Annotated in this window: 10 protein-coding genes; 8 read left to right on the top strand and 2 right to left on the bottom strand. The window is 69.6% G+C overall.

Annotation, left to right across the window (positions count from 1 at the left end; genetic code table 11):
* Positions 1-26: 26 nt before the first annotated feature.
* The 4 genes from AB1285_RS08495 (at position 27) to AB1285_RS08480 (ending at position 4,990) form a co-directional block, all read left to right on the top strand.
* Complete coding sequence (locus AB1285_RS08495) at positions 27-464, top strand: hypothetical protein (RefSeq protein ID WP_370428928.1); 438 nt, start codon at positions 27-29, stop codon at positions 462-464.
* Positions 461-1,411: a bifunctional riboflavin kinase/FAD synthetase gene (locus AB1285_RS08490; RefSeq protein WP_370428927.1), complete on the top strand. Its 951-nt coding sequence runs from the start codon at positions 461-463 to the stop codon at positions 1,409-1,411. Before AB1285_RS08495 ends, AB1285_RS08490 begins: the two co-directional genes overlap by 4 nt.
* Positions 1,412-1,612: 201 nt before the next feature.
* Positions 1,613-3,757, top strand: a complete 2,145-nt coding sequence (locus AB1285_RS08485; RefSeq protein WP_187663853.1) for a DEAD/DEAH box helicase — start codon at positions 1,613-1,615, stop codon at positions 3,755-3,757.
* Positions 3,758-3,961: 204 nt separating this feature from the next.
* Positions 3,962-4,990, top strand: a complete 1,029-nt coding sequence (locus tag AB1285_RS08480) for a 6-phosphofructokinase (RefSeq protein WP_187663854.1) — start codon at positions 3,962-3,964, stop codon at positions 4,988-4,990.
* 197 nt (positions 4,991-5,187) lie between these two features.
* Here AB1285_RS08480 and AB1285_RS08475 read toward each other — a convergent pair whose 3' ends face one another.
* Positions 5,188-6,051, bottom strand: a complete 864-nt coding sequence (locus AB1285_RS08475) for a DUF559 domain-containing protein (protein WP_187663855.1) — start codon at positions 6,049-6,051, stop codon at positions 5,188-5,190.
* A 285-nt stretch (positions 6,052-6,336) separates the two neighbouring features.
* On the bottom strand, positions 6,337-8,430 hold the full coding sequence (locus AB1285_RS08470) for a S9 family peptidase (RefSeq protein ID WP_259953726.1): 2,094 nt from the start codon (positions 8,428-8,430) through the stop codon (positions 6,337-6,339).
* A gap of 154 nt (positions 8,431-8,584) precedes the next feature.
* On the opposite strand from AB1285_RS08470, the gene AB1285_RS08465 reads away from it, so the two are divergent.
* From AB1285_RS08465 to AB1285_RS08450, 4 genes are read left to right on the top strand one after another with little or no spacing between them, the layout of a single operon-like run.
* The gene (locus AB1285_RS08465; RefSeq protein ID WP_259953728.1) at positions 8,585-9,949 is read left to right on the top strand and encodes an inorganic phosphate transporter; all 1,365 of its coding nucleotides are present in this window, start codon (positions 8,585-8,587) and stop codon (positions 9,947-9,949) included.
* A complete protein-coding gene (locus AB1285_RS08460) occupies positions 9,946-10,281 on the top strand; it encodes a peptidase (protein WP_187663858.1) in 336 nt (111 codons plus the stop codon). Before AB1285_RS08465 ends, AB1285_RS08460 begins: the two co-directional genes overlap by 4 nt.
* A 47-nt stretch (positions 10,282-10,328) precedes the next feature.
* A complete protein-coding gene (locus tag AB1285_RS08455) occupies positions 10,329-11,258 on the top strand; it encodes a phosphodiesterase (protein ID WP_370428926.1) in 930 nt (309 codons plus the stop codon).
* Between the two features lie 52 nt (positions 11,259-11,310).
* Positions 11,311-12,771: an aspartate ammonia-lyase gene (locus tag AB1285_RS08450; protein ID WP_187663860.1), complete on the top strand. Its 1,461-nt coding sequence runs from the start codon at positions 11,311-11,313 to the stop codon at positions 12,769-12,771.
* Positions 12,772-12,816: the final 45 nt, after the last annotated feature.

Genomic DNA, 12,816 nt, shown 5'->3' with positions numbered 1-12,816 from the left:
CACCCGGCTCTAGGATGGAATGCGCTATGAGCTCCACCGCCCCCTCCACCCGGATGACCGGCATCGGTCGTGTCCTCGTGATCGTCTACGCCGTGATGGCGCTGGCGGCCACCGGGCGCAGCTTCGTGCAGATCGTCCGTCGATTCGACGAGGCTCCGCTGGCCTACACGCTGTCTGCCCTGGCCGCGGTCGTGTACGTCCTGGCGACGCTGGCGCTCGTCTTCGCGCGGCGTCGGGGCTGGTACACCGTCGCCTGGGTCGCGATCGTGTTCGAGCTCACCGGTGTCCTGGTCGTCGGCGTCCTCAGCCTCGTCCTCCCTGAACTCTTCCAGCACGAGACCGTGTGGTCGCTGTTCGGGCGCGGCTACCTCTTCATCCCTCTCGTCCTCCCGATCTTCGGGATCTGGTGGCTCCGCACGCACCGGCCCATCGAGGCCACGCGTCCGGTCGAGGTCGCCGCGTGATCGTGTTCCGGAATCCGGACGAGGTGCCGGACGGCTACGGCCCCAGCGCCGTCGCCATCGGGAAGTTCGACGGGGTGCACGAGGGGCACCGGGCGGTCATCCGCCGTCTGGAGGAGGCCGCCGCGGCCTCGGGGAGCCGCGCCGTCGCGGTGACGTTCGACCGCAACCCGCTCGCCGTGATCCGTCCGGACCGGTGCCCCGAGAACGTCGTGACCGTCGACCGCAAGCTGGAACTCCTCAGCGAGCTCGGACTCGACGCGACGCTCGTGCTCACGTTCGACGAGACGCTCGCCGCCCGCAGCGCCGAGGACTTCGTCGTCGACATCCTCGTCGGCGCGCTGCACGTGTCCACCGTGCTCGTCGGTGCCGACTTCCGCTTCGGGCACCGGGGTGCAGGAACGCCCGAGCTGCTGCGCGCACTCGGCCCCCGCTACGGCTTCTCGGTCGAGGTCGTGGACGACGTCTACCTTCCGGGTTCCAGCCGACGGGTCTCGTCGAGCTGGATCCGCGAGCTGTTGATGGCGGGGGATGTCGCCGAGGCCACTCGCGCGCTCGGACGGTATCCCGACGTGCGCGGCGTCGTGGTCCACGGTCTGAAGCGCGGACGCGAGCTCGGCTTCCCGACCGCGAACCTCTCCACGATCGTCGATTCGTTCGTGCCCGCCGACGGCGTCTACGCCGGATGGCTCGTCGACCACGACACGGGGATCCGGCATCCGTCGGCGATCTCGGTGGGAACGAACCCCACCTTCGACGACGTGCTCGTGCGTCAGGTCGAGGCCCATGTGCTGGGGGAGACCGGTCTCGACCTCTACGGTCATGACGTGACGGTCGAGTTCGTCGAGCGGCTGCGCGGCATGGTCGCGTTCGAGGGCATCGAGAAGCTGATGACGCAGATGGCCGCCGACGTCGCGCAGGCCGCGGCCATCCTCGACGAACCCGTGTAACACGGCGGCACCCTGCTTCCGCGGCCCGGGGCCGGGATGGCATAGAATGGCATCAGGCTCCCACCGGTCCCGCACGTATCGCGTGCTCCGGCGGGAACACCGATCCACAGTCCGCACGGTCCTGGCTCACGCCACACGCGGACGACGAGAACGGCTCACGGCTCCCTGAGGGAGCCGGAGCCCTTCAGGCTCAGGAGGAGCATGCCGACCACGGCAACCGCCGCCCCGCGGCGCAAGAAGACGTCCCGTCGCGATGACGAGGCACCCCTCATCCCGATCCTCGCGCGCAAGGTGCGCGAGATCGAGGCGAAGTCCCAGCGCGGCAAGCTGGGCCCCACGAACCGCACGAAGTTCCAGGTGATCGCGTTCCTGGTGCGCGAGGAGCGCGCCAGGGTCAAGGCCGACACCGAGATCACCGATGCGGCCCGCGCCGAGCTGCTCAAGCGGCTCGACGGCGTCGCGACGATCCTCGCGAAGACGGCCGCTCGGGACACCTCGCTCATCCAGCTGCTCGAGGCCGACCAGGCCACCTCGCCGGTCGCCAAGCGGATGCGTCGCGACTGGCTGCTCGAGTCCGGTGCCGAGCTTCCCCCCGAGGAGCTCATCATCGCCGACCCCGCGCCCGTACAGGTGTCGGTGGTGCCCGCGGCCATCGCGGAGCGTCAGGTCACCCCGCCGTCGGTCGAGGCCCGCCAGCTCGCCAACCCGTTCCTGGCGCCCGACCTGACGCCGCGTCCGGCCAGCACGCCGCGCCGCCGTCTCGACGGCTGGGAGCTCATGGGGCCGCTGTACAAGGCATTCGAGACGGGTGCGGGCGGTGCCGCGGCGTCGATGGAGCTTCCCCCGGCCCCCGAGTTCGATCACCTCTCGCCCAAGGGCCGCGAGATCATGGTGCACCAGTCGCGCTTCCTCGAGGCCGTCCGTGCCGGGCACCGCAGCTTCCTGCTCGCCGACGAGCCGGGCCTCGGCAAGACGGCGCAGTCGGTGCTCGCGGCCTCCGTCGCCGGCGCCTATCCGCTGCTCGTCGTCGTGCCCAACGTCGTGAAGATGAACTGGGCGCGCGAGGTCGAGCGGTGGACGCCGCAGCGTCGTGCCACGGTCATCCAGGGCGACGGCGATGACATCGACGCCTTCGCCGACGTGTTCATCGTGAACTACGAGATCCTCGACCGTCACATGTCGTGGCTGGCGTCGATCGGCCTGCGCGGCATGGTCGTCGACGAGGCCCACTTCATCAAGAACCTCTCCTCCCAGCGCTCGCAGAACGTGCTCTCGCTCGCCGCGCAGGTGCGCGAGCGCACGCCGGGGCACGATCCGCTCATGCTCGCGCTCACCGGTACCCCGCTCATCAACGACGTCGAGGACTTCGACGCCATCTGGCGTTTCCTCGGCTGGACGAACGGCGAGAAGCCCGGACCGGAGCTCATGGAGAAGCTCGACGCGACGGGACTGACGCCTGCCGACAAGGCCTTCTACCCGGAGGCCCGCGACGCGGTGATCTCGATGGGCATCGTGCGACGGAAGAAGAAGGACGTCGCCGCCGATCTGCCCGACAAGCTGATCGCCGATCTGCCCGTGCAGCTCGACGACGAGTTCGGCCGCAGCATCCGCCAGGCCGAGCGCGAGCTGGGGGAGCGGCTGGCCGCCCGTTACCGTCGCATCATCGAGGCACGCGGCGACCGCGGCCTCGCCCCGGGCGAGATCGACGACGACATCGTCCGTCTCGTCGCGCAGAACGAGCTCGAGGAGTCGAAGGCTGCCGGCACCGGGGGAGACAACGTCTTCACGATGGTGCGCCGCATCGGTCAGGCGAAGGCTCTCCTCGCGGCGGACTACGCCGCGCAGCTGCAGCGTTCGGTCGGCAAGGTCGTGTTCTTCGCGAAGCACATCGACGTCATGGACCAGGCGGAGGCGCACTTCGCTTCTGCCGGCATCCGCGCGGTGTCCATCCGCGGTGACCAGACGAACACAGCACGGCAGCAGGCCATCGACGACTTCAACGGCGACCCCGAGGTCGGCATCGCGGTGTGCTCGCTCACGGCGGCCGGCGTCGGCCTCAACCTGCAGGCGGCGTCGAACGTCGTGCTCGCGGAGCTGTCGTGGACCGCGGCCGAGCAGACGCAGGCCATCGACCGCGTGCACCGCATCGGACAGGACGAGCCCGTCACGGCGTGGCGGATCATCGCCGCCCACACGATCGACACGAAGATCGCGGAGCTCATCGACCAGAAGCAGGGGCTCGCGGCCCGCGCGCTGGACGGCGAGGCGACGGAGGAGACCGCCAGCGAGTCGGTGCAGCTGGCCGCGCTGATGCATCTTCTGCGCGAGGCTCTCGGCGGCCGCTGAGCGAGCGTCAAGAACAAGAGTTCTTAACGCTGCTGCAGGCGGAAGTTCCTGTCGCGGCGCGAACTTCGTCGGCATCGGTCGCTGCGGCCGTCAAGATCGCGGGTTTTCGACGCGCTCGAATGGCCACGCGAGGGGGCGGCGCGCTAGTGTCGATCGCAGGCACTGTCGCCTCACCCCCATCCCTCGACCTCCGAAGGCAGCAGCATGAAAATCGGCATCCTGACGAGCGGCGGCGACTGCCCCGGACTCAACGCGGTCATCCGCGGCATCGTGCTCAAGGGCACCACGACCTACGACCTCGAGTTCGTCGGCATCCGCGACGGATGGCGCGGCGTCGTCGAGGGCGACTTCATGCCCCTGACCCGGCACGAGGTGAAGGGCCTGTCCAAGGTGGGTGGCACGATCCTCGGCACCAGCCGCACCAACCCGTACGAGGGGGAGCGCGGCGGTGCGGAGAACATCGCGAAGACGCTCTACGGCCACAAGATCGACGGCATCGTCGCGATCGGCGGCGAAGGCACCCTCGCGGCGGCGGACCGTCTCGCCAAGGACGGCATCAAGGTGCTCGGCGTTCCGAAGACGATCGACAACGACCTCCGGGCCACGGATTACTCCTTCGGCTTCGACACCGCCGTGAACATCGCCACGGACGCCATGGACCGGCTCCGCACCACGGGTGACTCCCACCAGCGCTGCATGGTCGCCGAGGTCATGGGTCGTCACGTCGGCTGGATCGCGCTGCATGCCGGGATGGCCGCCGGGGCCCACGTCATCTGCATCCCCGAGGTGCCGATGTCGCTGGACGAGATCACCGCTCTCGTCACGAGCGCCCACGATCGCGGTCGTGCACCGCTCGTCGTCGTCTCCGAGGGCTTCAAGCTCGCCGGCATGGACGAGGCCTACAGCGACAAGGGCCTGGACGCGTTCAACCGACCGCGGCTGGGCGGCATCGGCGACCTGCTCGCCCCCGAGATCGAGCGGATCACGGGCATCGAGACCCGCGCCACGATCCTCGGCCACATCCAGCGCGGCGGCTCGCCGTCGGCGTTCGACCGCGTCCTCGCGACCCGCCTCGGCCTGCACGCCGCAGACGCCATCGTTGACGGCGCCTGGGGGCAGATGGTCGCGATGCAGGGCACCGACATCGTCCGCGTCCCGTTCGCCGATGCTCTCGGCGAGCTGAACACGGTGCCGCGCTACCGCTACGACGAGGCCGCCGCCCTCTTCGGCTGACCTCCGCCCGGCTTCAGGCTCTCGCGCCGCTTCAGGCCTCTTGCTGTCTTTCTCGCCTGAACTTGCGTGAGAGCCTGTGTCCGCGTGGCCGCCTGTTCTCACGGCCTCACGCCGTGTCAGGCTCTCGCGCGGCTTCAGGCATCTTGCTGTTTTTCTCGCCTGAACTCCCGTGAGGGCCTGTGCTTGTGTTCGGTCCGCTATCCGCGACCCGTCGCTCGATGGTCTGCGCGATGGAGCCCCTGCGCGAGCGCGGCCAGGACGGTGTCCTCGACATGACGGTCATCGACCATGACCTGGTGATAGTCGAAGCGGAGGACGGTGTAGCCGCGGAGTGCGAGCCTTGCGTCGGCAGCGAGGTCGCGTCGCCGGTCGCCCGCGGCGCTGTGGTGGCGGAAGCCGTCGATCTGGATGGCGAGCCGTTCGCCGATGACACCGTCGAGCGGATGGCCGTCGACCCACACCTGCTGTCGCACGTCGATGCCGACCGCGCGCATCCGTTCGACGAAGACCGTCTCGGGACCGGAGTCCGACCGGCCGCGGACGGTTCGAGCGAGGCGGTTCGCGGCATCGCACCGCCACCGGACGCGTGCGAGGGTGTCCAGTTCCACGGCCCCGTGGCGGACGGCGGACTCCCAGATCGCGCGGGCCTCGATCAACGGCCGGCATCGCGCGACCTGGAACAGGACGCCTAGGACAGGATCGACCGCCGCCCGCGGATGCACCGGAACGGGCCCCTGTGCGCAGTGCACCTGGACGCCGACGCGATCGAATCGAGAGGCGGTGCGGGGGAGGGCGACGTGCACCTCCGCGGCCCCGACATCCCACCATCCGGCGAGGGCCGCCGCGCTCACGCAGGTGACCCTCCCGCCCACGGATGCTGCGGCCCTGCGCCGTGGATCGACCTCAGGGACGAGCAGCCACGACCGGCGCACGCGCTCGAGCGTCCCTTCCCGCACCGCCCGACGCATCTGGTACTCGGTGAAGCCCGCCTCGCGCACGCGCGACGAATGCGCGGATCCTCCCTGCTCCCGGACCCAGCTCTCCACCCGTGTGCGTGTCACCCCTCCACCCTGCGGGCTCCCGCTGCCGCGCTTCACCACGCCACCGCGGATGGGGAGGCGCTTCCCGGAACTCTCTGCCTGTGCAGGAGCAGTGCTCGGTCGTGAGCACAGGCCATCACGCGAGTTCAGGCTAGGACAGGCATGGGCGCCTGACGCCCCGCGCGTGCCTGACTCCGCGCCGATGCCTGTGCCGGCGTCGCGCCCCGTGAGCACAGGCGCGCGCGCGAGTTCAGGCCAGGTCAGCGCGCAGGCGCCTGATGCCGCGCGAGCGCCTGATGTCGCGGGTCAGGCGAGGTGGAGGGTGTCCAGAAGCCAGGCGATCTCGAACGCCCGCTCGCGCCAGGAGTTGTACCGTCCGCTCACGCCCCCGTGCCCCGCGACCATCTCGCACTTCAGCAGCACGTCCTTCGCGCCGGCCTCCCGCAGCCGGGCGACCCACTTCGCCGGCTCGACGTAGAGCACCCGGGTGTCGTTCAGCGAGGTCACCGCGAGGATCCGCGGATACTCCACGCCGTCGCGCACGTTCTCGTACGGCGTGTACGACTTCATGTACGCGTAGACCTCGGGGTCGTGCAGCGGGTCGCCCCATTCGTCCCACTCGATCACGGTGAGGGGGAGCGACGGGTCGAGGATCGTCGTCAGCGCGTCGACGAACGGCACACCCGCGAGGATGCCGGCGAAGAGCTCCGGGGCGAGGTTGGCGACCGCGCCCATCAGCAGACCCCCGGCACTGCCGCCCTCCGCGACGAGCTGGGCCGGGGTGGTCGTCCCCTCGTCGACGAGGTGCCGGGCGCAGGCGACGAAGTCCGTGAAGGTGTTCCGCTTGTGCAGGAGCTTGCCGTCTTCGTACCACTGCCGACCCATCTCGCCGCCTCCGCGCACATGCGCCACGGCGAAGACGACTCCGCGGTCCAGCTCCGAGAGCCGTGCGACCGAGAAGCCCGGGTCGATGGAGTGCTCGTACGAGCCGTAGCCGTAGAGGTGGACGGGACGCGTGGTCGCACCGGGCTCGCCGAAGGAGCGCTTCCACACGAGGGAGATCGGCACGCGGGTGCCGTCCTCCGCGGTGGCCCACTCCCGACGCTGTCCGTAGTCGGCGGGGTCGTAGCCGCCGAGCACCGTCACCTGCTTGCGCAACACGAGTTCCCGCGTCGCGAGGTCGAGCTCGTACACCGTGCCCGGCGTGACGAACGACGTGTACCCGAGTCGCAGGAAGGGGGAGTGCCACTCCGGGTTGCCGCTGACCCCCGCGGAGTAGAGGGGCTCGTCGAACCGCAGCTCCTCCACCGTGTCGGTCGCGTAGTCCAGGAGGCCCACGCGCTCGAGGCCCTCGCTGCGATACTCCACCGTGGCGAAGTCGCGGAAGGCGTCCACTCCGAGCAGTCGCCGTCCTGGCTGATGGGCGACGACGACGCGGCGCTCGCCCTGCGGGTCGTCCGCCGCTACGGAGACGAGTTCGAAGTCCAGGGCGTCGTCGTTGTGCAGGATGAGGAGCCGGTCCTCACCGTCCACCACCGCGTGCTCGAGCGAGTACTCCACGCCTTCGCGCCGCGGCCACACCGTGCGCGGCTCCGCCGTGATGTCGCCGGCGAGGTCGACGAGGTACTCCTCGCTCGTGATGCTGGAGCCCACACCGATCACGAGGTAGCGCCGGCTCCGCGTGATCCCGGCGCCGAGCCAGAACTTCTCGTCGGGCTCGTGGAAGAGCGTGATGTCGTCCGACACCGGGGTCCCGAGCCGGTGCAGCCACAGGGTGTCGGGGCGCCACGCATCGTCGCGGGTCGTGTAGAGGATGCCGGTGCCGTCCGGGGTGAAGAACGCGCCGCCGGTGTTCGGGATCTCGTCGTCCAGCGTGACGCCCGTCTGCAGGTCCCGCACGCGGACCGTGTAGAGCTCGTCGCCCTCGAAGTCCGTCGACCACAGCAGCTTCGTCGCATCATCGGAGGTGTCGAACGCGCCGAGCGAGAAGAACTCGTGCCCTTCGGCCTCGACGTTGCCGTCCAGCAGCACCACCTCGCCGGGCACGGGCACCCCCGGCTCGAGACGCGGCGGCGTCCAATCGCCTTCGACGGCGGCGGCGCGACAGTGGATGCCGTACTGCGCGCCTTCCTCGGTGCGGCTGTAGTACCACCAGTCTCCACGCCGTGTCGGCACCGAGAGGTCGGTCTCCTGAACCCGTCCCTTGATCTCCTGGAACAGCGTCTCGCGGAGCGCGGCGAGGTGCGCGGTCTCGGCCTCGGTGTGCGCGTTCTCCGCCTCCAGGTGTGCGATGACCTCGGGGGAGTCCTTGGCGCGCAGCCACTCGTACGGGTCGTCGACCGTGTCGCCGTGATGCGTGCGGAGGGTGGAACGGCGGGCGGCGATCGGGGCGTCAGTCACCGTCCCACGCTATCCCAGGTCGAGTTGACCGGCACGGGGGACGGTGGCAGGATTTACCGGGGCCGGTAAACGGAAGTCAAACCCACGGTGAACTCTTCGTTCGTCACGTCGATCCCGTCGACATCTCCCTCTTCCTCAAGACCGAAAGCGAACGGTGGAAACCGCAGCCCTCATCGTCGTGCTCGTCATCGCGCTGGCACTCTTCTTCGATTTCACGAACGGGTTTCACGACACCGCGAACGCGATGGCCACGCCCATCGCGACCGGAGCGCTCAAGCCCAAGACAGCGGTCCTCCTGGCCGCTCTCCTCAACCTCGTCGGCGCCTTCCTGTCGACCGAGGTGTCCAAGACCATCTCCGGCGGCATCATCCAGGAGGATGCGATCATCGCCGCGGGAGCGGAGCTGTTCCTCTCGTTGATCTTCGCCGGACTCATCGGCGCCATCACCTGGAACATGCTGACGTGGCTGCTCGGCCTGCCGTCGAGCTCGTCCCACGCGCTCTTCGGCGGGCTGATCGGCGCGACGCTCGTCGGCGCCGGTCTCGGCGGCATCGACTTCGGCGCCGTGCTGTCGAAGATCGTCCTCCCCGCCCTCATCGCCCCCATCACGGCCGGCATCATCGCGTACGTCGCGACGAAGATCGCCTACTCGGTCACGCGTCGCTACGACGGCAAGCCGGACGGACGGGACGGATTCCGCTGGGGTCAGATCTTCACGTCCTCCCTCGTCGCCCTCGCACACGGCACCAACGACGCGCAGAAGACGATGGGCGTCATCACGCTCGCCATGATCACCGTCGGCTGGCAGTCCGGTGCGCACCACGAGCCCGAGCTCTGGGTCATCATCGCCTGTGCGTTCACTATCGCCCTCGGCACGTACCTCGGCGGCTGGCGCATCATCCGCACGCTGGGCAAGGGCCTGACCGACGTCAAGCCGGCTCAGGGCTTCGCGGCGGAGAGCTCGACGGCCGCGACGATCCTCGCCTCCAGCGCCCTCGGATTCGCGCTCTCCACCACCCAGGTGGCCTCGGGCTCGGTCATCGGATCCGGCCTCGGTCGTCGCGGGTCGACGGTCCGCTGGCGGACGGCAGGACGCATCGGCGTCGGCTGGCTGCTGACGCTGCCCGCGGCCGGAGGCGTCGGCGCCCTGGCGGCACTGCTCGTCGTGTGGCTCGGCCCGTGGGGCGTGGCCATCGACGCCGTCCTCGCGGTGGCGATCATCCTCGGGCTGTACATGCGCTCTCGGCGCAACGCCGTCACGCCGGCCAACGCCATGAGCGACGTCGCAGAATCCCACCTTGCCGTCGAGGTTCCCGACACCCCGCCGCCCACGCGTCGCCAGCAGCGCATCGCCCAGGCGAAGGCGGAGGCGAAGGCCCGTGCCGAGGCCAAGGAGAAGGCGAAGGCCGAGGCGAAGGACAAGGCGAAGAAGAAGGCCAAGGCCAAGGCGGACGCGAAGGCCGCGAAGACCGGCAGCGCCTCGTCGTCCGACGCGTCGCAGAACGGGGACTCGGCATGAACGTCACGATCGACTGGATCGCCTTCCTGCAGGTGTTCGCCGCCGCGCTCATCGGCGCCGCCGCCATCGTCACCTTCTACGCCCTGGGCCTGCGTCTGCTCGTGCGCAGCGGGCGGGCGCCCGTCGTGAGCCCCGCGGAGTTCACCGACGCCATCACGGTGATCTCGGAGAAGGAGCTCAAGCGGGCCGCCAAGCAGGCGGCGAAGGCAGCGAAGAAGAGTCCGCTCACCGAAGGACAGAAGACCCTCGCGCTCGTGGGCGCCTACGGCTGCTTCGTGCTCTGCGCCGCCGCGGTCATCGCCGGCATCCTCCTGATCGTCATCGGCCACTGAGTCCGCGGTGCGCCGGGTGCGTCGGTGACCGGCCGTAGGCTGAGGACATGTCCGCAGCGAAGGGAACACCACCGGTCTTCGGTCGGTACGCCCCCGCCTCCCACGTCCTGATCCATGTGAGCGATCCGCACTTCCTCGCCGGAGGTGCGGCGCTGGGGGGACGGTACGACGTCGAGCGCACGTTCGCGCGGACGCTCGAGGCGATCCGCGCCGTGCATCCCGCTCCCGCCGCGATCGTCGTCACCGGGGACCTCGCAGACCTCGGCGAGCCGGATGCGTACCGCCGGCTGCGTGCGGCGATCGAGCCGGTCGCCGCCGAACTCGGCGCTCCCGTGGTCTGGGTCGCGGGCAACCATGACGAGCGCCCGGTGCTGCGCGAGGTCCTCCTCGATGCCGAGCCCACGGAAGAGCCGGTCACCGGGGTGTGGGATCTCGACGGGCTGCGTCTGGTGGCCCTCGACACGAGCGTTCCCGGGTGGCATCACGGCGACCTCGACCCGGCGCAGCTCGCGTGGCTCGCCGAGGTCCTCGCCGAGCCGGCGCCGCACGGCACGCTCCTGGCGATGCACCACCCGCCGCTGCCCAGCCATCTGCCGCTGTTCGACATCCTCGAGCTGCGGCATCAGGACGAGCTGGCCGCCGTCATCCGGGGCACCGACGTCCGCGGCATCCTCGCCGGTCACCTGCACTACTCCTCGCACGGGCTGTTCGCCGGCGTCCCGGTGAGCGTGGCGTCCGCCACCTGCTACACGATGAACGTCGCGCGCCCCGCGTCTGAGGTGAACGGCATGGACGCCGCCCAGGCGTTCCAGCTCGTGCACGTGCGGCCGGAGACCATCACGCACACCGTCGTCCCGGTGGTCGATGCGCCGACCGGCGACTACTTCTCCGAGGAGTGGGTCGCCCGCATGGCGGCGCTGACGCCGGAAGGGCGCCTGGAGGCGTTCTCCAGAAAACCCCCGCGGGGACCGGCGTAGACTGGACGCATCCCCCGACCTTTCCGTTCGCCACGACCCACGAGGATGTGACATGGCTTCTGCCGCGCCCGCCAATACCCGTACCGAGACCGATTCGCTGGGGAGCATGGAGATTCCCGCCGAGGCGTACTGGGGGATCCACACCGCCCGCGCCGACGCGAACTTCCCGATCACGAAGCGCCCCATCTCGGTGTACCCCGAACTGGTGATCGCGCTCGCGATGGTGAAGCAGGCCAGCGCGAGGGCCAACAAGGAGATCGGGGTCCTCGACGCCGAGCGCGCCGACCTCATCGACCGCGCGGCGCAGCGCGTCATCGACGGCGAGTTCCACGATCAGTTCACCGTCGGCGTCATCCAGGGTGGTGCCGGCACCTCGACGAACATGAACGCGAACGAGGTCATCACCAACATCGCGCTCGAGATGGCCGGACGCGAGAAGGGCGACTACGCCTTCCTCTCTCCGATCGACCACACGAACCGCAGCCAGTCGACCAACGACGTCTACCCGACGGCGGTCAAGATCGGCCTGTCGCTGACGCTGCGCTCGCTGCTCGACGAACTGGACGCCCTGCGCGTGGCGTTCCTCGGCAAGGCGGGGGAGTTCCACGACATCCTCAAGGTCGGCCGGACCCAGCTCCAGGACGCGGTGCCCATGACGCTCGGCCAGGAGTTCCATGGCTTCGCCACGACCCTGGGCGAGGATCACAGCCGCCTCACCGAGAATGCCTCGCTCATGTTCGAGATCAACATGGGCGCGACCGCCATCGGCACCGGCATCACCACCCACCCCGACTACGCGCCGGCCGTGCTGAAGCACCTGCGCGAGATCACGGGGCTCGACCTCGAGACGGCCACCGACCTCGTCGAGTCCACGAGCGACACGGGCGCCTTCATGTCGTTCTCGTCGTCGCTCAAGCGCAACGCCATCAAGCTCTCGAAGATCTGCAACGACCTGCGGCTGCTGTCGTCCGGTCCGCAGGCGGGCCTCGGCGAGATCAACCTGCCCGCACGGCAGGCCGGTTCCAGCATCATGCCCGGCAAGGTCAACCCGGTGATTCCGGAGGTCGTGAACCAGGTGGCCTTCGCGGTCGTCGGCGCCGACATGACGGTGACCATGGCCGTCGAGGGCGGTCAGCTCCAGCTCAACGCCTTCGAGCCCGTCATCGCGCACTCGATCTTCCAGTCGATCACCTGGATGCGTCAGGCCATGTGGACGCTGCGCGTGAACTGCGTCGAGGGCATCACCGCCAACCGCGACCGTCTGGGCGCGATGGTCGGCGCGTCGGTCGGCGTCATCACGGCGCTCACGCCCTTCATCGGCTACGCGGCGGCCGCGGCTCTGGCCAAGACGGCTCTGCTGACCAACCGCAACGTCGCCGACCTGGTGGTCGAGGCCGGGCTCATGTCCCGCGACGAGGTGACCAAGCAGCTCTCTCCTGCCCGCCTGTCGGGCCTGGAGGCGGTCACCGCGGCCATCCCGATCGTCACCCCGGACGACCTCATCCAGATCTGAGCGTCGACCCGATACGGGAAGGGGACGGGAGCTCGAGCTCCCGTC

The organism is Microbacterium sp. NRRL B-14842 (genome assembly GCF_050470785.1).
The sequence above is the reverse complement of the archived record's forward strand: the minus strand, read 5'-3'. Positions and strand labels throughout refer to the sequence as shown.

What these genes read in the sequence shown, in the direction of transcription:
- AB1285_RS08485 (WP_187663853.1), top strand. Translation starts at nt 1,613, where the DNA reads ATGCCGACCACGGCAACCGCCGCCCCGCGGCGCAAGAAGACGTCCCGT.
- AB1285_RS08450 (WP_187663860.1), top strand. Translation starts at nt 11,311, where the DNA reads ATGGCTTCTGCCGCGCCCGCCAATACCCGTACCGAGACCGATTCGCTG.
- AB1285_RS08495 (WP_370428928.1), top strand. Translation starts at nt 27, where the DNA reads ATGAGCTCCACCGCCCCCTCCACCCGGATGACCGGCATCGGTCGTGTC.
- AB1285_RS08460 (WP_187663858.1), top strand. Translation starts at nt 9,946, where the DNA reads ATGAACGTCACGATCGACTGGATCGCCTTCCTGCAGGTGTTCGCCGCC.
- AB1285_RS08455 (WP_370428926.1), top strand. Translation starts at nt 10,329, where the DNA reads ATGTCCGCAGCGAAGGGAACACCACCGGTCTTCGGTCGGTACGCCCCC.
- AB1285_RS08480 (WP_187663854.1), top strand. Translation starts at nt 3,962, where the DNA reads ATGAAAATCGGCATCCTGACGAGCGGCGGCGACTGCCCCGGACTCAAC.